This is a genomic window from Cupriavidus sp. C1SS-2L (genome assembly GCF_057073735.1).
Map to the genome: position 1 here is coordinate 326,812 of NZ_CP172708.1, position 18,597 is coordinate 345,408.

Sequence of the window (18,597 nt, forward strand, 5' to 3'; positions counted from 1 at the left end):
ATAAAGGGCTTGCCAGCAGCCAATTGGCCGTTCCTCTACAATCGGGGCGAACGATTAAGACGACCAATAGATCAACAGGATGGATATGGTCCCGCATCTCATTACCGCGCTGAACGGTCCGCTGCTCGAACTGGAGAAGAAGATCCTGGACGCGACGCCGTCCATCGAGCGCTGGTTCAGGCTGGAATGGCAGGAACATACGCCTCCGTTCTACTGCTCGGTGGACCTGCGCAATGCCGGTTTCAAGCTCGCGCCGGTCGACACCAACCTGTTTCCGGGGGGCTTCAACAACCTGGCGCCTGAAATGCTGCCGCTGGCGGTGCAGGCGGCCATGGCCGCGATCGAAAAGATCTGCCCGGATGCCAAGAACCTGCTGCTGATCCCCGAGCGGCACACGCGCAACATGTTCTACCTGCAGAACGTCGCACGGCTGTCGCTAATCATGCGCCAGGCGGGCCTCAATGTGCGCCTTGGGTCGCTGTCGGAGGAAATCACCGAGCCCACGCCGATCGAACTACCGGATGGCCAGACCCTGGTGGTCGAGCCGCTGGCCCGGCTGGGCACCAAGGACCGCCGGCTCGGGTTGAAGGATTTCGACCCGTGCTCGATCCTGTTGAACAACGACCTGTCGGCCGGCATTCCGCCGATCCTCGAGAACATCAACGAGCAGTACCTGCTGCCACCGCTGCACGCCGGCTGGTCCACGCGCCGCAAGAGCAGTCACTTCGCCGCGTATGACGAAGTGGCCAAGAAGTTCGCCAAGCTGATCGATATCGACCAGTGGATGGTGAACCCGTACTTCGCGCGCTGTTCGGGCGTGAATTTCCACGAGCGCATCGGCGAGGAAGAACTCGCGGATTCGGTGGAAGCGGTGCTCAAGAAGATCGCCAAGAAGTATCGCGAGTACGGGATCAAGGAAACGCCGTATGTGGTGGTGAAGGCCGATGCCGGTACGTATGGCATGGGCATCATGACCGTGCGCGATCCGTCCGAGGTCAAGGGCCTGAACCGGAAGGAACGCAACAAGATGAGCGTCGTCAAGGAAGGCCTGGAGGTCAGCGACGTCATCATCCAGGAAGGCGTGCACACGTTCGAGAAGGTCAACGAGGCCGTGGCCGAGCCGGTGGTCTACATGATCGACCGCTACGTGGTCGGCGGCTTCTACCGCGTGCACACCGGCCGCGGCAACGACGAGAACCTGAATGCGCCGGGCATGCATTTCGTGCCGCTTGCGTTCGCGCCCAACGGCATCCCGGACAGCCACGCCAAGCCGGGTGCCGCAGTGCCGAACCGCTTCTATATGTACGGCGTAGTAGCTCGGCTGGCGCTGCTGGCGGCCTCGATCGAACTCGAAAAGACCGACCCGAACCCGATTCTCTGACGAGCCCCCATGCGCATCCTCTTCATCACCGATCCGCTGGAGACCTTCAAGACCTACAAGGACTCCACCTACGCCATGATGACCGAGGCCGCGGCGCGCGGCCATCACGTGTTCTGGAGCCTGCAGTCCCAGTTGTCGCTGTTTGGCGACCAGGTCGAGACTGTAGCGACCCCGCTGCAGCTCACCGGCGACAGCCATGACTGGTACCGCGAAGGCACGCCGGCGCTGACGTCGCTGAAGGACTTCGACGCGGTGCTGATGCGCAAGGATCCGCCGTTCGACATGGAATACGTCACCAGCACCTGGCTGCTGGAACTGGCGGAGTCGCAGGGTGCGCGCGTGTTCAACAAGCCGCGCGCGATCCGCGACCATTCCGAGAAGCTGGCCATCAACCAGTTTCCGGAATTCATCACGCCGACGCTGGTCACGCGCGACATCGCGCGCATCCGCGACTTCCACGCCGAACACCGCGACATCATCATCAAGCCGCTCGACGGCATGGGTGGCATGGGCGTGTTCCGTGTCGGCGCGGACGGCATGAACCTCGGGGCCATCGTCGAAACGCTTGGCGAAGATGGCCGTCGCACGCTGATGATCCAGCGCTATATCCCGGCGATCAAGGACGGTGACAAGCGCATCCTGCTGATCGGCGGCGTGCCCGTGCCGTATTCGCTGGCGCGAGTTCCCATGGCGGGCGAAGTGCGCGGCAACCTGGCGGCGGGCGGCACCGGCCGCGCGCAGGAACTGACCGTGCGCGACCGCGACATTGCGGAGGCGCTGGCGCCGGGCCTGTGGGAGCAAGGTTTGCTGCTGGTGGGTCTCGATGTGATCGGCGATTACCTCACAGAAGTCAATGTGACGAGTCCGACCTGTTTCCAGGAAATCACCCAGCAGACCGGTTTTCAAGTAGCCGCCATGTTTATCGACGCGCTCGAGCACGCCGTGGAGGCGCCGGGCGCCTGAGCGTTACAAGCGGGCGAAGGCCGGCAGAAAGCGGGCGTAGGCGCGAAAATACGGGGGAGGGCGCCTGCTACAATCGGGCCAGTCCAACGGATTCACCATCATGGCAGGAATTCTGATCATCGCGCACACTCCCCTGGCTTCGGCCTTGCGCGATTGCGCCGCCCACGTCTACTGTGGCCAGCCACAGCGGCTGGAGGCCATCGACGTCCTTCCGGACGCAGATCCTGCCGCCGTCCTTGCGGAAGCCCGTCAGCGGCTCGACGCCGTCTGCGAAGACAATGGCGCGCTGGTGCTGACCGATATCTTTGGTGCCACCCCGGCCAATATTGCCGCAAAGCTTGCTGAACCGGGCCGCGTCCGGGTGCTGGCTGGCGTCAACCTGCCGATGCTCGTGCGCGCCATCTGCTATCGCGGGGAAAAGCTCGATCAGCTCGTGGCCAAGGCGCTTGCCGGCGGGTCGCAGGGCGTGCTGCAGGTAGGCACTACAACCGTACAAAATCAAACAGCCAACCATCCCGACCGATATGCTGCAGAGGGACACCACCATCATCAATAAGCTCGGGCTGCACGCCCGCGCTTCGGCCAAGCTAACGCAACTGGCAGGCAACTTCGCCAGCCAGGTCAGGATGTCCCGCAACGGACGCCAGGTCGATGCCAAGAGCATCATGGGCGTGATGATGCTTGCGGCGGGGATCGGCTCCACCGTGACCATCGAGACCGACGGACCGGACGAGCGGGAGGCGATGGATGCGCTGCTGGCGCTGATCGCCAACCGCTTTGGCGAGGGCGAGTGAGGCCCGCCGCGCTGCCATGGTTTCCTGAACGTTCCTGACGGAGCGGCACATGTCATTTGCCCTGCACGGCATCCCGGTCTCGCGCGGCGTCGCCATCGGCCGCGCGCATCTTCTTGCTCCAGCCGCGCTGGACGTCTCGCACTACCTGGTCGATGAAGACCGGCTCGACGACGAAGTCGAACGACTTCGATCCGCACGTGCCGCAGTACGTGCGGAACTCATCACGCTGAAGCGCGACCTCCCGCGTGACGCCCCCGAGGAACTCGGCGCGTTCCTTGACGTGCATGCCATGATCCTCGACGACGAGGCGCTGTCGCGCGAGCCCGAGGCACTGATTCGCGGACGCCGCTACAACGCGGAGTGGGCGCTGACCACGCGGCTCGAAGAGCTGATGCGCCAGTTCGACGAGATCGAAGATGAATACCTGCGCGAGCGCAAGACCGATATCCACCAAGTCGTCGAACGGATCCTGAAGGTGCTGGCCGGTGCGCCGGTGCTGGCGCCGGCCCCGGTTCCCGCGCTGGCTGCGGACGGCGAGCCGGCGCCGGGCGTGATCGTCGTCGCGCACGACATTGCGCCGGCCGACATGCTGCAGTTCCGGCACACGGTCTTCCACGGGTTCGTCACCGACATGGGCGGGAAGACGTCGCATACCGCCATCGTCGCGCGTAGCCTGGACATTCCGGCCGCGGTCGGTGTGCAAAGCGCCAGCGAGCTGATCCGCCAGGACGACTGGATCATCGTCGACGGCGATGCGGGTCTCGTGATCGTCGATCCGTCGGCCATCATCCTCGAGGAATACCGCCACCGCCAGAGCGAGCGCGCGCTGGAAAAGAAGCGCCTGCAGCGCCTTCGCCATACGCCGGCGGTCACGCTGGACGGCCAGGAAATCGACCTGCTGGCTAATATCGAGATGGCCGAGGACGCGGGCGTAGCGCTGTCGGCAGGCGCCGTGGGCGTGGGCCTGTTCCGTTCGGAATTCCTGTTCATGAACCGTCGCGGCGAACTGCCGGACGAGGATGAGCAATTCGCGGCCTATCGCGGTGCGGTCGAAGCCATGCACGGCTTGCCGGTGACGATCCGCACGATCGACATCGGCGCCGACAAGCCGCTGGATGGCCGCGGCGACGATTTTGAGACCGCACTGAATCCTGCGCTCGGACTGCGTGCGATCCGCTGGTCGCTGTCCGAGCCGGCCATGTTCCTGACCCAGTTGCGTGCGCTGCTGCGCGCGTCGGCGTTCGGGCCGGTACGGCTGCTCGTGCCAATGCTCTCGCATGCGCGTGAGATCGACCAGACACTGGAACTGCTCGCACAGGCCAAGCGCCAGCTCGACGAGCGCGGCGTGCCTTACGATCCCGGCCTGAAGGTCGGCGCCATGATCGAGATTCCGGCCGCTGTGCTGCTGTTGCCGCTGTTCCTGCGCCGGATGGATTTCCTGTCGATCGGCACCAACGACCTCACGCAGTACACGCTTGCCATCGACCGCGCCGATAACGCCGTGGCGCATCTGTTCGATCCGATGCACCCGGCCGTGCTGCAGCTCATTGCGCGCACCATCCGCGAAGCCAATCGTGCCGGCGTACCGGTGGCAGTGTGCGGCGAGATGGCCGGGGATCCGAGCATGACGCGGCTGCTTCTGGGCATGGGCCTGCGTGAGTTCTCGATGCATCCGGCCCAACTGCTGCGGGTCAAGCAAGAAGTCCTGCACGCCGATTGCGCGCGGCTGGAGCCGCTCGTGGACCAGGTCCTCAACGCCTATGACCCCCTGGAACAGACGGCGGCGCTGGAACAGCTCGCTAAGCCCTAAAATCTAAAGGGTTTTTTGCTCGCCACCGGCGCATAAACCATCACTTTGTTGATGGCGATGTGCGCCGGAATCGGCTTCTCCCTTCTCCTTGAGTGACGCAAATCCCACCTGTGCAATTGTGGCTTAATGGGAATTGTTATCATTTTCGATCTTTGGTATTCTGATGTTCATTCGAGCGGCATGCCGGTGCCGCCAGCCCCCAAGGAGGGAGTTGTGTACGTCTGCATCTGCAACCAGATTACCGATCGTGAAATCCACGGAGCCGCTCACCTAGGCGTCGAAACCCTCGACGAACTGGCCGAAACGCTTGGTGTCGGTACCTGTTGCGGACGGTGCCGCGAGTGCGCCCAGCAAGTGTTGGCGGAAGGCGTTGCCGCCGTGCGCAACGTGACCGCGGCCACGATCGCGAACATCCAGGTTGTGGAGATTTCCTCCTGTTCCGTGTCCAGCACATGTACCATAATGGACACTCGGGACCCGGCAGTCGCGAACGACCAGCGCGAGGCGCTGGTGGCTTGAACGCGCCCATGAACTGAATCACAGTTCACGGCGCGTTTTCGCGCATTCGCATCTTCATTCGACTGCATACGGCGCCTCTGGCGCCGTTCGTGTTTTTGCGCGGGCCCGATGCAACAGGAGCCACCCATGAAAGGTGACAAGAAGGTCATCCAGCATCTGAATGCCCAGCTCAAGAACGAGCTGACCGCGATCAACCAGTATTTCCTGCACGCGCGCATGTATCGCCACTGGGGCCTGAAGAAGCTCGGCGACGTGGAGTACAAGGAATCCATCGGCGAAATGAAGCACGCCGACCGGCTGATCGACCGCATCCTGATGCTCGACGGCCTGCCCAACCTGCAGGATCTGCACAAGCTGCTGCTCGGCGAAGACACGCCCGAAATGCTCAAGTGCGACCTGAAGCTGGAACAGACCGCGCACGCTACCGTGAAGGAAGGGATCGCGTACTGCGAATCCGTTGGCGATTACGTGAGCCGCGAGATCCTGGTCGACATCCTCACCGACACCGAGGAGCACATCGAATACCTGGAAACGCAGCTGGACCTGATCGACAAGGTCGGCCTGCAGAACTACCTGCAGTCGCAGATGGAGCCGGGCGAGCAGTAAGCCGCCGCATCCTGCCAGGCTGCCTGCAGTGGCGGCCGGCATCCCCGCGTGGCGCATCCTGGCGCCGCCGATTCGCTTGCCCGCCTGCAGTAACCCTTCTCATTCCAATTCCTTTCTCCATCCAGGCTGCCGTACAGGAGTCACGACCATGGCCGAATCCATCCGCCTGACGCAATACAGCCACGGTGCCGGCTGTGGCTGCAAGATTTCCCCCAAGGTGCTCGACGTGATCCTGGCCGGCAGCGGCGCGCAGAACCTCGACCCGCGCCTGTGGGTCGGCAATGCTTCGCGCGATGATGCGGCTGTCTATGCCATCGACGGCGACGACAGCGGGCGCGGCGTGGTGTCCACTACGGACTTCTTCATGCCGATCGTCGACGACCCGTTCGACTTTGGCCGCATTGCCGCGACCAATGCCATCAGCGACATCTATGCCATGGGTGGCGATCCGCTGATGGCCATCGCGATCCTCGGCTGGCCAGTCAACGTTCTGCCGCCCGAGGTTGCGCGCGAAGTCGTGGCGGGCGGCCGCAAGGCGTGCGACGACGCGGGGATCCCGCTGGCCGGCGGGCATTCCATCGATGCGCCGGAGCCGATCTTCGGGCTGGCTGTGACGGGTATGGTCGATCGCATGCACATGAAACGCAACGACACGGCCACCGCCGGCTGCCGGCTTTACCTGACCAAGCCGATCGGCATCGGCGTGCTGACCACTGCGGAGAAGAAGGGATTGCTGCGGCCCGAGCATGCCCATGTGGCGCGCGACTGGATGTGCGTGCTGAATCGTCCGGGGAGCGCGTTTGGGCGGCTCGCAGGCGTGCGTGCGATGACCGACGTGACCGGGTTCGGACTGCTGGGCCACCTGGTGGAGATGGCGGATGGCAGCGGCCTGACCGCGCGGCTCGACTATGCGGCGGTGCCGGTGCTGCCGGAAATCCGGCGTTATATCGATGCCGGTTGCGTGCCGGGTGGCACCCAGCGCAACTTCGACAGCTACGGCCATCGCATCGGCACACTCACCGACGAGCAGCGCGCGCTGCTGTGCGATCCGCAGACCAGCGGCGGCCTGCTCGTGGCTGTCGAGCCGGCAGGAGAGGCGGCATTCCTCGATGCCTGCACCCGGCTTGGCCTGGACCTCGCGCCCATCGGCGAACTGGCCGCACGCGGCGAGCATGCCGTAGAGGTCGCCTGATGCGTGAAGATACCGGCGATCTCCGCCGATTGTTCCTGAGCGGCACGCCGATGATGGACGTGCGCGCACCGCTCGAATTCGCGCGTGGCGCGTTCCCGGGCACCGTGAACCTGCCGCTGATGGATGACGAAGAGCGGCATCAGGTCGGCCTTTGCTATGCGGAAAAAGGGCAGCACGCGGCGATTGAACTCGGCCATCGGCTGGTGTGGGGCGCTCTCAAGGCGACACGTATCGCGCAATGGGCGGATTTTGCCCGCGCCCATCCGGACGGCTATCTGTATTGCTTCCGCGGCGGACTGCGCTCGCAGATCGTGCAGCAGTGGCTCCGCGACGAAGCGGGTATCGACTATCCGCGCGTGACCGGCGGCTACAAGGCGATGCGTGGCTTCCTGATCGACGTGATCGAGCAGGCCGCGGCCAAGCAGGACTTTCTTGTGCTGGGCGGCCTGACCGGCACCGGCAAGACGGATGTGATTGCCGAAGTGCCGGCGGCTGTGGATCTTGAAGGGCTAGCCTGCCACCGTGGCTCGGCATTCGGTCGCCGCGCGCAACCACAGCCGCAGCAGATCGACTTCGAAAATTCGCTGGCCATCGATGTGCTGCGGCGTGCCGAGGCCGGCTACCGTGCGCTGGTGGTCGAGGACGAGGGCCGCTTCATCGGTGGCCGGGACTTGCCCAAAGTGCTGTGGCAGCGCATGCAGGCCAGCCCGATGGTGTGGCTGGAGGCGTCGTTCGAGGAACGCGTGGAGCGTGTCTTGCGCGACTATGTGCTGGGGCTGGCTGCCGAGCATATCGAGCAGCTTGGTCCGGTGGCCGGCTTCGAGGCGTATGCCACGCGTTTGCGTGACGCCATGGCCGCCATCTCCCCGCGGCTCGGCAGTGAACGCTATGGCCGTTTGTCGGCGTTGCTGGAGCAGGCGCTGACGAGCCAGTCGGAGCGGGGGGAAACCGCGCCGCACCGCGCCTGGATCGAAGTGCTGCTGCGCGACTACTACGATCCGATGTACGCGTACCAGGAAGAGAAACGCGCCGCGCGTGTGGTGTGCCGCGGCGACCGCGCGGCGGTCACCGACTGGCTGCGCGAGCGCTCGGCACGCTGATGCCTGTCAATGCCCGGCGCAAACCGGGCAGTCGGGTGTGCGCGCGAGCTGCATCGTGGTCCACTCCATCGTCATCGCATTGACCATCAGCAGCCGGCCGGCCAGGCTCTGGCCCACGCCACTGAGCAGTTTGAGCGCCTCGGCCGCCTGCACGGTACCAACCATGCCGACCAGCGGCGCGAACACGCCCATGGTCGCGCAGGCGACTTCCGGTGCGGGCTCTGACGGCGGGAACAGGCATGCGTAGCACGGTGCGTTGTCCTGGCGCCGGTCGAAGACGCTGATCTGCCCGTCGAAACGCAGCGCCGCCCCGGAGACCAGCGGTACGCGGTGATGCACGCAGGCGCGGTTGACCGCCTGGCGCGTGGCGAAGTTGTCGCAGCAGTCGAGTACCACGTCGGCCTGTGTCACGAGCTGTTCCAGATCGGCATCACCGACGCGAGCGGCGATGACATCAACCTGCACACCCGGATTGATCCGCAGCATGCCCTCACGCGCGGACTCCACCTTCAGGCGCCCGACATTGTCCGTGGTATGGATGATCTGTCTCTGGAGATTGGTCAGGTCCACATGGTCGTTGTCGACCACGCTGATCCGGCCGACGCCGGCCGACGCCAGATAGGGCAGGGCGGCGGCGCCCAGGCCGCCCGCGCCAATCACCAGCGCATGGGCACCTAGCAGGCGCTCCTGGCCTTCGATGCCGAGTTCATCGAGCAGGATATGGCGCGAATAGCGCAGCAGTTGATCGTCGTTCATGGCATGAGGCTCAGGACAGGACGTGCAATGTAAAAAGCGGCCCCGCAGGGCCGCTTCTGGTCAGGGTGCCGCTCAGGGCGCCTTGCCGGTCGGCGTGCCCAGCGGCTCGCCGATCGGCGCACTGGCCGGCGGCTGCTTGCCGGGCGCCGGCGCGGCGGGCTTGGCAGCCGGGGCGCTGGCGCCCTTCTTCGCAGGCGCGGCCTTGGCCGGCTTGTCGGCGGGCGGGTTGGTTTCGAGCTTCGACTTGGAGCGCTTGACCGGCCGGCCGTCGAGCTGGGCGATGGCCTGCTGCAACATGAAGTCGTCGGCCGAACCGAATTCGATCGGCTTCTTGCGACGTTCCTTCTCGCGCTCTTCCGGCGTCTTCTTCGCGTTCTCTTCTTCCAGGCGGCGCAGTTCTTCCACGCGGCGCTGTTCACGCTCGTTCATTTCCGGCTCTTCCGATTCCTGCTTGTTGTGCAGGTGGCGCTCGGTGTCGATTTCGCGCGTGATCAGCGCGTCGTCCGGGTCACCTTCCGGGTTCTGGTCGACCGGAATGTCCGGGCGGATACCCTTGGCCTGGATCGACTTGCCCGTCGGCGTGTAGTAGTACGCGATGGTCAGCTTGATGCCGGTGTCATTGGTCAGCGGCCGCACGGTCTGCACCGAACCCTTGCCGAACGTGGTCTTGCCCATGATCAGCGCGCGGTGGTGGTCCTGCAGCGCGCCAGCCACGATCTCGGACGCCGACGCCGAATAGGCGTTGGTCAGCACGACCATCGGGATTTTCTTGTACAGCGCCGGCAGGTCCTTGAGCGGATCGTCCTCGAGCGACGACAGGCGGTAGTTGTTGAACGTCGCCTTGTACACGCGCTTGGCGTCGGGCACCTGGCCGTTGGTGGACACCACCGTCGAGTCGTCCGGCAGGAACGCCGCCGCTACGCCGACCGCGCCCTGCAGCACGCCGCCGCCGTTGTTGCGCAGGTCCAGGACGATACCCTTCAGGCCCGGGTTCTTCTGGGCCATCTCGTTGAGCCGGCGGCCCAGGTCCCCGACCGTGCGTTCCTGGAAGCTGGTCAGGCGCACCCAGCCGATGGTGTTGTTGTCCAGCATCTTGGTCTTGACCGACTGGACGCGGATTTCGGCACGGGTGATGGAAATCGGGAAGGTGCGCTCTTCGCTTTTGCGATAGATCGTCAGCGTAACCTTGGTGCCGGGCTCGCCGCGCATGCGCTTGACCGCCTGTTCCAGCGGCAGCCCGCGCACGGGCTTGTCGTCGATACGGGTAATCAGGTCGCCGGGCTGGATGCCGGCACGGAACGCGGGGGTGTCCTCGATCGGGTTGATGACCTTGACCAGGCCTTCTTCCTGCGAGATCTCGATGCCGAGGCCGGCGAAGCGGCCGCGCGTGCCTTCCTGCAGTTCCTTGAAGTCTTTCTCGTCCAGATAGGCCGAATGCGGGTCAAGGCTCGCGACCATGCCCTTGATGGCTTCGGTCAGCAGCTTCTTGTCATCGACCGGCTCTACATATTCGCGCTTGATCTGCCCGAAGATGTCGGCCATCAGCCGCAACTGGTCGAGTGGCAGGGGGCCGGCGGAATTCTGCGCGGTGGCTGAAATCTGCAGCGTGGCCAGCACGCCGGCGACGAGTCCGACCGAAACGAGGCTGATGTTCTTGAGCGTCTTACGCATGAGGGCTGCCTGAACGTGTACGTAGGGGGATTATGCCGGCTGCAGCCGCCCTGCGCCGGGCGCGGGGCGGTTTGTCCGACAGTATAAAACGGTGTGGAGAAATAGGCCTGTCACGTACCCGCTGTCGGTGGGCGGCCGCACTTTGGGTGGTGCATGCCGCCCGGCGGCCCTTCAGCGGGCCTTGCCCTGGCTGGCCACGGCCGCCAGCGAGGCGGCGATGGCTTCCTGGTCGCCCAGGTAATAGTGGCGCAGCGGGCGCAGGCTGGCGTCCAGCTCGTAGACGAGCGGGGTGCCATTGGGGATGTTGAGGCCGACGATATCGTCATCCGAAATCTGATCCAGGTACTTAACCAGGGCGCGGATGCTGTTGCCGTGAGCGGCAATGACCACGCGCTTGCCCGATTGGATGTCCGGAGCGATGGATTCGTTCCACAGCGGCAGCACGCGGGCCACGGTGTCCTTCAGGCATTCGGTCAGCGGAATCTGCTCGCGCGGCACATTGGCGTAGCGCGGATCGTCGTAAGAGGCACGCGGATCGGTCGGCTCCAGCGCGGGCGGCGGCGTGTCGTAGCTGCGGCGCCACACGAGCACCTGCTCGTCGCCGAACTTGGCGGCGGTTTCTGCCTTGTTCAGGCCGGCCAGCGCACCGTAGTGGCGCTCGTTCAGGCGCCATTCGTTGCGTACCGGGATCCACATCTCGTCCATTTCGTCCTGCACGTGCCACAGCGTACGGATCGCGCGCTTGAGCACGGACGTGTAGGCCACGTCGAAGGCGAAGCCGGCTTCCTTGAGCAGCTTGCCGGCCAGGCGGGCTTGCGCGGCGCCGGTGTCAGTGAGGTCGACGTCGACCCAGCCGGTGAAGCGGTTTTCGAGGTTCCACGTCGATTCGCCGTGGCGGATGAGGACTAGCTTGTACATGCTGCTGCTTCCAGAGAGTAAATAACCTGCGTGCGCCGGGGCCGCCGCATCGGTGCCGCCTGCCGGTGTTCCTGTGTGCCCGGGAAACGACAAAGAGGCGACAATGGCCGCTGTGGCCTGGCGGCGGAGGCCCGGACGCCAAACCGCGTATTTTATAATGCCGCCGACCCAACCCAACGGAATGCCAACGTGAATTTCTTCGCCGACTATAACAACCTCGCCCTGATCGCCCTCGCCGTGGTCTCGGGCGGCCTGCTGGCCTGGCCCACGATCGCCCGCGGCACGGGCGGAAAGGCCGTCAATACGGCCGCCGCCACGCAGCTGATCAACAAGCGTGGCGCGGTGGTCGTGGACATTCGCGAAGCCACCGAGTATGCCAAGGGGCACCTGCCGCAGGCCAAGAGCGCCCCGCTGTCGGACCTGGCCTCGCGCGCGGCGGGTCTTGCAAAGGACAAGGCTGTCCCCATCATCGTGGTATCCCAGACCGGCCAGGGCCTCGGCAAGGCTCAGGCAGCGCTCAAGGAAGCCGGGTACAGTGAGACCTATGTGCTCGAAGGCGGCCTCGCCGCCTGGCAGCAGGCCGGGCTTCCGGTCATCAAGTAAGCCGCGCCAGACTGGCCGGCCTGTCCGTCACATACGCCGGATCCCGCTAGCGCGGGGCCGGCGGCGTTTGAGTAACGAAGGAGAACTGCATGGCCCGCGTCGTCATGTACAGCACGCAGGTGTGCCCTTATTGCGTGATGGCTGAGCGCTTGCTCAAGTCCAAGGGCGTCGAGACGATCGAGAAGGTCCTGATCGACCGTGAACCCGGCAAGCGCGAGGAAATGATGTCGCGCACCGGTCGCCGCACCGTGCCCCAGATCTATATCGGCGACACCCACGTTGGCGGTTTCGACGATCTCTCCGCGCTGGACCGCCAGGGCGGACTGACGCCGCTGCTGGCCGCCTGAGCCAGAGCAACCCGCGGCTCCGGCGCGGGTGATATTGCCACCCGCGTCATGTACCATATGCGTTTTCCAACCGGGCGCAGGCTCGTGCCGCACCCGGCCGCCGCGTCCAACGCCCATCCCGGAAGCCTTTCATGAGCGACCAGCAAAACACCCAGCAGGAAGACCAACCCTTCTTCAACATCCAGCGCGTGTACCTCAAGGACATGTCGCTCGAGCAGCCGAACTCGCCGGGCATCTTCCTCGAATCGGAAGCGCCGTCGGTCGAAGTCCAGGTCAACGTGGCCGCTTCGCAGCTGCAGGAAGGCATCTTCGAAGTGGTGGTGACGGGCACCGTGACGACCAAGGTCCAGGAAAAGGTCGCTTTCCTCGTGGAAGCGCACCAGGCCGGCATCTTCGACATCCGCAACGTGCCGGTCGAGCAGCTCGACCCGCTGCTGGGCATTGCCTGCCCGACCATCCTGTATCCGTACCTGCGCGGCAATATTGCCGACGTCATCACGCGTGCAGGCTTCCAGGCCATCCACCTGTCGGAAATCAACTTCCAGGCCCTGTACGAGCAGCGCCTGCAGGCCGCCATGGAAGAAGCCCAGGCCGCCGGCGGCGCCAACAGCGGCATCGTGATGCCTGACGGCAGCCAGGCTCGCCACTGATCCGGCAGTCCCGCACTGCCTGACGAAACGGGGCTGCGGCCCCGTTTTGCCTTTCCGGGGCCCGCGCACAGGGCTACCATCGATTGCGCCGATCCACCGTTCGAGCCGCCATGAAACTGACCTTCCTCGGTGCAGGTGCCTGGGGCACCGCACTTGCGAGCCATGCCGCCGCCAACCATGACGTGGTGCTGTGGGGACGCGATCCCGCCCAGCTTGCCGCGATCGCGGCGACCGGCAGCAACGAGGCCTATCTGCCGGGCGTGCCACTGTCTCCGCGGCTGCGCGTGGAAGCGGACTTCGAGCAGGCAGTCGGTCATGCCGCCGGCGATCCCGATGGCCTCGTAGTCGTAGCCACGCCCGTGTCGGGCCTGCGCGAAATGACGCGCCGGCTCGCCGGGCGCGGCAATGGCCATGTGCGCATGCTGTGGCTGTGCAAGGGGTTCGAGGCCGGCACGCACGCGCTGCCGCACCAGATGGTGCGCGAAGAACTCGACGCCGCGGGCCGCACCAGCGGATTCGACTATGGCGTCCTGACCGGCCCCAGCTTTGCGCGCGAGGTGGCGCTGGGCCTGCCGTGCGCGCTGACAGTCGCGGGCAGCGTGCCAACGCTGGCGGATTGCGCGCAGGCGGCATTCCATCATCACGCCATGCGCATCTACGGCAGCGACGACCTGACCGGTGTCGAGGTCGGCGGCGCAGTGAAGAACGTGCTGGCGATCGCCACCGGTGCGAGCGATGGCCTGGGTCTGGGGCTCAACGCGCGCGCCGCGCTGGTGACGCGTGGGCTGGCCGAAATGACGCGCCTTGGCCTGGCGCTTGGTGGACGCGCGGAAACGTTCATGGGCCTCGCCGGCGTGGGCGACCTGATCCTGACGGCTACCGGTGACCTGTCGCGTAATCGCAAGGTCGGACAGCAGCTCGCGGCCGGACAAAGCCTCGATCAGATCCTCGCGAGCCTTGGGCATGTCGCCGAGGGCGTGCGTTGCGCGCAGGCCGTGGCCGCACTGGCCGAGGCCTGCAAGATCGAGATGCCGATCACGCGCGCCGTGTGCGCGGTGTTGTTCGAAGGCCTGAGCGCCGCGGATGCCGTGGCGCAACTCCTGCAGCGCGACGCGCGCGACGAATAGCCTTCGTTCAGTACTCTTCGATTCCCTACGCATGACTTCCCGTCGCCGCGCGCTGATCGCGCTTGCCTGTACCTGCGCTGCCGGCGCAGTTTCCCCTGCCTGGGCCGACAAGCCCGACAACTGGCCGTCGCGGCCGCTGCGCATGGTGGTGCCGTTCCCCGCGGGATCGTCGCCCGACCTGATCGCGCGCCTGCTTACGGAAAAGCTCGCGGGGACGCTGGGCCAGCCCGTAGTCGTGGAAAATCGGCCTGGCGCCGGCGGAAATATCGGCACGGGCATGGTGGCCAAGGCCGCGCCCGATGGCTACACGCTGCTATTCACGATCAACGGGCCGCTGGTGACTGCGCCATCTCTGTCGCGCAACCTGAACTACGATCCGTTCCGTCAGCTGGCGCCGGTTACGCTGGTCGCGACATCACCGAATGTGCTGGTCGTCGATGCAAGGCTGCCCGTGCATAACCTGCACGAGTTCGTGGCGCTGGCGAAGACGAAGTCCGGGGCGCTGAACTACGGTTCAGTCGGTAACGGGAGTGCCGCGCATCTCGCGATGGAGCAACTCAAGGCCATGGCCGGCATCGACCTGCAGCACGTGCCGTATCCTGGCTTCCCGCAGGTCACTACGGCCATGGTGGGCGGACAGATCCAGGCCGGCTTCATGGTGCCGGCGATTGCGATGCCGCTCGTCAATGCGGGCAAGCTGCGCATCCTCGCGGTGACCACCACGGGCCGCACGGCGGTGTTGCCATCGGTGCCGACCGTGGCGGAATCCGGCTATCCCGGATTCGAAGCGATTTCATGGCAGGCAGTGCTGGCGCCGGCGGGCACGCCGCCTGCGATCATCGACCGGCTTTATCGTGAGCTGGTGGCCATCATCGGCAGCGCCGACGTGCGCGAGAAAATGCGCGCGCAGTATTTCGTGCCGGCAGGCACGGCGCCGGCATCGCTGCGCCAAACCATGGCGAGCGAGAAGGTGCGTTGGGACAAGGTGATCCGCGCGGCGGGCGTGCAGCCGGAATAGCGCCGGCGTTCAGGCGCCGCCGGCAAAGCCGTTCTGGCGCCACGCCTCGAACACGACCACGGCCACGGTATTCGACAGGTTCAGGCTGCGGTTGTTGGGCCGCATCGGCAGACGGATGCGCTGTGACGGGGGGAACGATTCGCGCCGCTCCGGTGCGAGTCCGCGCGTTTCGGAACCGAATACGAACCAGTCGCCGGGCTGGAAACTGACCTGCCCGAATGGCGTCGAGCCATGCGTGGTCAGTGCGAACATGCGAGATGGATCGGGCTGCTCGCTGGCCATCAGCGCGTCCCAGCTGTCGTGCACGCGCATGGTAGCGTACTCGTGATAGTCGAGTCCCGCACGCCGCATGCGGGCATCCTCGAGCGGAAATCCCAATGGCTTGACCAGATGCAGCTGCGCACCGGTATTCGCGCACAGACGGATCACATTGCCGGTGTTAGGCGGGATTTCCGGTTCGACCAGGACGACATGGAACATGGGGCGGTTTCCTTGGCAGGGCAGGGCGCCATGGCCCCGGCATCAAAAACGGTGCGCAGCTTACCGCGCGCGGGCGGCGCTGTCATCCGCCGCCATTGGCCTCTTATGGCGTACGCAGCGCGACGATCACACTGACTCGTGCCGCGCCATGTGCCTTCAGCGTGCGCGCCGCTTCGTCCAGTGTGGCGCCGGTCGTCATCACATCATCGACGAGACCCACGTGCATGCCCGCAAGGGGTCGGGACCGGCTTATGCGGAATGCGCCGCGCACATTCATCTGACGCTGGGCCAGATCAAGCAAGTGCTGGGTGGCGATATCGCGCGGACGTTCCAGTAGCGCCGGGTCGCTCGCCACGCCCAGATGGCGCGCGAGCGGACGGGCGATCTCCCACGCCTGATTGAAGCCGCGGTCGGCCAGCCGTTGCGGCGACAGCGGGATGGGCGCGATCAGCTCCGGCATCGGCGTGCCAGCGGCCCGTACCCGGCTTGCGAGCGCGGCAGCGAGCCACCCGGCCAGCGACAGCACCTTGCCATACTTGAGTGCCAGAACCAGCGAATCCTGCGGAATGCCGTAGTCGCCGAGCGTGAAGGCGCGGTCGAAATCGGGCCGATGCTGCGCGCATGCCCGGCACGGCTCGCCTGGTGCCAGCCCCATCGCGCAAACCGGGCAGCGCGACACCGGGTAGAGCAGTTCGGCAACGCAGTCGCGGCACACTACTTCATCCTGCACCGTCCCGCACAGCGCGCACGCACATGGCAGCAGCTTGCGCATCAGCCCGCGGACCTGTCCGGCGGCTTTCGCGGTGCGCGCGTATACTTGCCGTCCAGTCGTCCGCCATGGCGCGCGGCTGCCATGCGCCATCAATATTGCCGCGCCTTCCTTGTCTTCCTGTTGCCTGGTTTTCCCGTGTCCCTGCATGCCGCCGATTCTCCCGATGCTTTCGTGCCGCCCACGCGGCTGACCCGGATCGCCTTCGACCGGCGCAGCGCCGCGTTCGGCCAGCTCGATTTCTTGCTTGGCGAGATCGGCCGCCGCATGCAGGAACGCATGGAGGTGGTCCGGCTGACGCCGCAGCGCGCGCTGGACATCGGCTGCGGACACGGCCAGGGCCTGGCCGGCCTGCGCGCGCGCTTTCCCGATGCACAGATTGCCGGCCTCGATATTTCCGGCGTGATGCTGGCCGAAGCGGGCCAGCGCGATCCTCAACGGCGGCCCGGCTGGGTCGGCCGCTTGCTCGGCAAGCGCCCGCTGTTCGATCTGGTCCAGGGCGATCTTGCCACACTGCCTTTTGCGCCCGGCAGCTTCGACCTGCTGTGGTCCAACCTGGCGCTGCACTGGCATCCGGAGCCGCATCGCGTGTTCCCGGAGTGGCACCGCGTGACGCGCGACGATGGCCTCGTGATGTTCTCGCTGTTCGGCCCCGATACGCTGCGCGAACTGCGCACGGCGTTCGAGGAAGTCGATACCGCGACCCACACGTTGCGCTTTGTCGACATGCACGATATCGGCGACATGCTGGTACATGGTGGATGGTCCACGCCGGTGATGGACATGGAAACGCTCACCGTGACCTATGAATCGCCCGAGATGCTGCTGCGCGAGGTGCAAGCCTTCGGCGGCCTGCGCGCGCATCCGGCCCTGCGGCGTGCCGGCCTGCATGGCCGGCGCTGGCATCAGGCGGTGTGCGCGGCGCTTGAGCGCCTGCGCAATGCCGATGGCGTGATTCCGCTGACCTTCGAAATCGTCTACGGCCACGCCTGGAAGCTGCCCCCGCGTGGTGCGCAGCAGGTGGACGAACTTGGCCGCGCGGTCGTGCCGCTGGACAAGATCGGCCGGGCCAGGCCCCGCCGCTGAGCAGTTACGACTGTAATGACTTCCGCGTAACGAAAACACGCGCGGATCGCCCGCGAGGCCGCGTCTGCACTGGCTTTGCGGGCGATCTCGTTAATGCGCGTTAAGCATAAATCCCTACGCCGCGCAAGCGCTTTGGTCAATGTGCGGCCTTGTCCGTGTATGCGAAGCGCCCTATAATGCGCCAGTTTGTCGCAGTGGTCCCCTGGCACAAGAACGTCCTGGAGTTGCACTCGCACGGTGCACTCAGGGCGCAATCGTCCCGGGTGTGCATCCGATGCAGAGTGGTTGGCGATGCAAGACTTGGGTATCGCATTCCAGACGGCAAGTGGTGACTCCGGCGGAAATCTCGACGGACCTCCCCCCGCGCCCCACGACTGGCTGATGAAGCGAAATTGCTCGCTCTCTCCACGCCAGGTCGGCTGGTTTTACCTCTCGATCTTCACTGTCTCGCTTGCTATCGCGTTGTTTTTCGCGGTGCAAGGGTCCTGGCTCGTGCTGCCATTTGCCGGCCTGGACCTGCTCGGACTGGGGATTGCTCTGCTTGTGTATGCGCGTCATGCGACGGACTATGAGCGTGTCAGCATCAACGATGGCGTGCTGGTCGTGGAGACAGCCAGTGCGCAGCGGTTGACGCGCCATGAATTCAACCCGCAGTGGGTGCGGGTCGAACTGGGGGAATCGTTCCGCGCGCTGGTGACTCTGCGTTCGGGCAAGCGCGTTGTGCAGGTGGGGTGCTATCTGGACCCGCACAAGCGGCGCAAGTTCGCCCAGGAGCTCGCAGCGGCCCTGCGCCGCCTCTGAGAGGTG

The 18,597-nt window shown here is 65.4% G+C and carries 21 protein-coding genes; 16 read left to right on the forward strand and 5 right to left on the reverse strand.

All coding sequences use genetic code 11. The features are described from left to right. The first annotated feature begins 85 nt into the window (after nucleotides 1–85). From gshA to mnmH, 9 genes are all read left to right on the forward strand, one after another. Nucleotides 86–1,381 carry a glutamate--cysteine ligase gene (gene gshA, locus ACIGJG_RS01490; RefSeq protein WP_011296483.1) on the forward strand — a complete coding sequence of 432 codons (1,296 nt, stop codon included), beginning with the start codon at nucleotides 86–88 and terminating at the stop codon, nucleotides 1,379–1,381. 9 nt (nucleotides 1,382–1,390) lie between these two features. Continuing rightward, nucleotides 1,391–2,344, forward strand: coding sequence for a glutathione synthase (gshB, locus tag ACIGJG_RS01495; protein ID WP_011296484.1), 954 nt, complete (start codon nucleotides 1,391–1,393; stop codon nucleotides 2,342–2,344). A gap of 100 nt (nucleotides 2,345–2,444) precedes the next feature. After that, nucleotides 2,445–2,900 carry a PTS sugar transporter subunit IIA gene (locus ACIGJG_RS01500; protein WP_011296485.1) on the forward strand — a complete coding sequence of 152 codons (456 nt, stop codon included), beginning with the start codon at nucleotides 2,445–2,447 and terminating at the stop codon, nucleotides 2,898–2,900. Then, the gene (locus tag ACIGJG_RS01505; protein ID WP_011296486.1) at nucleotides 2,869–3,138 is read left to right on the forward strand and encodes an HPr family phosphocarrier protein; all 270 of its coding nucleotides are present in this window, start codon (nucleotides 2,869–2,871) and stop codon (nucleotides 3,136–3,138) included. Before ACIGJG_RS01500 ends, ACIGJG_RS01505 begins: the two co-directional genes overlap by 32 nt. A gap of 49 nt (nucleotides 3,139–3,187) precedes the next feature. After that, nucleotides 3,188–4,948, forward strand: a complete 1,761-nt coding sequence (ptsP, locus tag ACIGJG_RS01510; protein ID WP_011296487.1) for a phosphoenolpyruvate--protein phosphotransferase — start codon at nucleotides 3,188–3,190, stop codon at nucleotides 4,946–4,948. Between the two features lie 213 nt (nucleotides 4,949–5,161). Next, nucleotides 5,162–5,467 carry a (2Fe-2S)-binding protein gene (locus ACIGJG_RS01515; protein WP_041679451.1) on the forward strand — a complete coding sequence of 102 codons (306 nt, stop codon included), beginning with the start codon at nucleotides 5,162–5,164 and terminating at the stop codon, nucleotides 5,465–5,467. 126 nt (nucleotides 5,468–5,593) lie between these two features. Further along, nucleotides 5,594–6,073 (forward strand): bacterioferritin, encoded by a 480-nt coding sequence (bfr, locus tag ACIGJG_RS01520; RefSeq protein ID WP_011296489.1) that lies wholly within the window; start codon nucleotides 5,594–5,596, stop codon nucleotides 6,071–6,073. A 148-nt stretch (nucleotides 6,074–6,221) separates the two neighbouring features. Further along, entirely contained in the window at nucleotides 6,222–7,265 is a 1,044-nt protein-coding gene (gene selD, locus ACIGJG_RS01525) for a selenide, water dikinase SelD (protein ID WP_011296490.1), read from the forward strand. Beyond that, nucleotides 7,265–8,365 carry a tRNA 2-selenouridine(34) synthase MnmH gene (gene mnmH, locus ACIGJG_RS01530; RefSeq protein ID WP_483672675.1) on the forward strand — a complete coding sequence of 367 codons (1,101 nt, stop codon included), beginning with the start codon at nucleotides 7,265–7,267 and terminating at the stop codon, nucleotides 8,363–8,365. The genes selD and mnmH overlap by 1 nt, the downstream gene beginning before the upstream one ends. Before the next feature lie 6 nt (nucleotides 8,366–8,371). On the opposite strand, the gene ACIGJG_RS01535 is transcribed toward mnmH, so the two are convergent. The 3 genes from ACIGJG_RS01535 to gpmA form a co-directional block, all read right to left on the reverse strand. Next, the gene (locus ACIGJG_RS01535) at nucleotides 8,372–9,121 is read right to left on the reverse strand and encodes a HesA/MoeB/ThiF family protein (RefSeq protein WP_483672676.1); all 750 of its coding nucleotides are present in this window, start codon (nucleotides 9,119–9,121) and stop codon (nucleotides 8,372–8,374) included. A 72-nt stretch (nucleotides 9,122–9,193) separates the two neighbouring features. Continuing rightward, nucleotides 9,194–10,792: a S41 family peptidase gene (locus tag ACIGJG_RS01540; RefSeq protein ID WP_011296493.1), complete on the reverse strand. Its 1,599-nt coding sequence runs from the start codon at nucleotides 10,790–10,792 to the stop codon at nucleotides 9,194–9,196. Nucleotides 10,793–10,963: 171 nt separating this feature from the next. Next, nucleotides 10,964–11,710: a 2,3-diphosphoglycerate-dependent phosphoglycerate mutase gene (gene gpmA, locus ACIGJG_RS01545; protein WP_011296494.1), complete on the reverse strand. Its 747-nt coding sequence runs from the start codon at nucleotides 11,708–11,710 to the stop codon at nucleotides 10,964–10,966. Nucleotides 11,711–11,899: 189 nt separating this feature from the next. Between gpmA and ACIGJG_RS01550 the strand changes: the two genes are divergently transcribed. The 5 genes from ACIGJG_RS01550 (at nucleotide 11,900) to ACIGJG_RS01570 (ending at nucleotide 15,455) form a co-directional block, all read left to right on the forward strand. Beyond that, nucleotides 11,900–12,313 (forward strand): rhodanese-like domain-containing protein, encoded by a 414-nt coding sequence (locus ACIGJG_RS01550; RefSeq protein WP_011296495.1) that lies wholly within the window; start codon nucleotides 11,900–11,902, stop codon nucleotides 12,311–12,313. An 89-nt stretch (nucleotides 12,314–12,402) separates the two neighbouring features. After that, nucleotides 12,403–12,660 (forward strand): glutaredoxin 3, encoded by a 258-nt coding sequence (gene grxC / locus ACIGJG_RS01555; RefSeq protein ID WP_011296496.1) that lies wholly within the window; start codon nucleotides 12,403–12,405, stop codon nucleotides 12,658–12,660. A gap of 131 nt (nucleotides 12,661–12,791) precedes the next feature. Continuing rightward, entirely contained in the window at nucleotides 12,792–13,310 is a 519-nt protein-coding gene (gene secB / locus ACIGJG_RS01560; RefSeq protein WP_011296497.1) for a protein-export chaperone SecB, read from the forward strand. Between the two features lie 110 nt (nucleotides 13,311–13,420). Next, nucleotides 13,421–14,437 (forward strand): NAD(P)H-dependent glycerol-3-phosphate dehydrogenase, encoded by a 1,017-nt coding sequence (locus ACIGJG_RS01565; RefSeq protein ID WP_140949328.1) that lies wholly within the window; start codon nucleotides 13,421–13,423, stop codon nucleotides 14,435–14,437. A gap of 31 nt (nucleotides 14,438–14,468) precedes the next feature. Continuing rightward, nucleotides 14,469–15,455, forward strand: coding sequence for a Bug family tripartite tricarboxylate transporter substrate binding protein (locus ACIGJG_RS01570; RefSeq protein WP_011296499.1), 987 nt, complete (start codon nucleotides 14,469–14,471; stop codon nucleotides 15,453–15,455). A gap of 9 nt (nucleotides 15,456–15,464) precedes the next feature. On the opposite strand, the gene trmL is transcribed toward ACIGJG_RS01570, so the two are convergent. Together trmL and ACIGJG_RS01580 are read right to left on the reverse strand one after the other, a co-directional pair. Next, complete coding sequence (gene trmL / locus ACIGJG_RS01575) at nucleotides 15,465–15,935, reverse strand: tRNA (uridine(34)/cytosine(34)/5-carboxymethylaminomethyluridine(34)-2'-O)-methyltransferase TrmL (RefSeq protein ID WP_011296500.1); 471 nt, start codon at nucleotides 15,933–15,935, stop codon at nucleotides 15,465–15,467. A 103-nt stretch (nucleotides 15,936–16,038) separates the two neighbouring features. Continuing rightward, nucleotides 16,039–16,707 carry a ComF family protein gene (locus ACIGJG_RS01580; protein ID WP_140949327.1) on the reverse strand — a complete coding sequence of 223 codons (669 nt, stop codon included), beginning with the start codon at nucleotides 16,705–16,707 and terminating at the stop codon, nucleotides 16,039–16,041. An 81-nt stretch (nucleotides 16,708–16,788) separates the two neighbouring features. Between ACIGJG_RS01580 and ACIGJG_RS01585 the strand changes: the two genes are divergently transcribed. After that, on the forward strand, nucleotides 16,789–17,790 hold the full coding sequence (locus ACIGJG_RS01585; RefSeq protein ID WP_011296502.1) for a methyltransferase domain-containing protein: 1,002 nt from the start codon (nucleotides 16,789–16,791) through the stop codon (nucleotides 17,788–17,790). A gap of 291 nt (nucleotides 17,791–18,081) precedes the next feature. After that, the gene (locus ACIGJG_RS01590) at nucleotides 18,082–18,591 is read left to right on the forward strand and encodes a DUF2244 domain-containing protein (RefSeq protein ID WP_011296503.1); all 510 of its coding nucleotides are present in this window, start codon (nucleotides 18,082–18,084) and stop codon (nucleotides 18,589–18,591) included. Nucleotides 18,592–18,597: the final 6 nt, after the last annotated feature.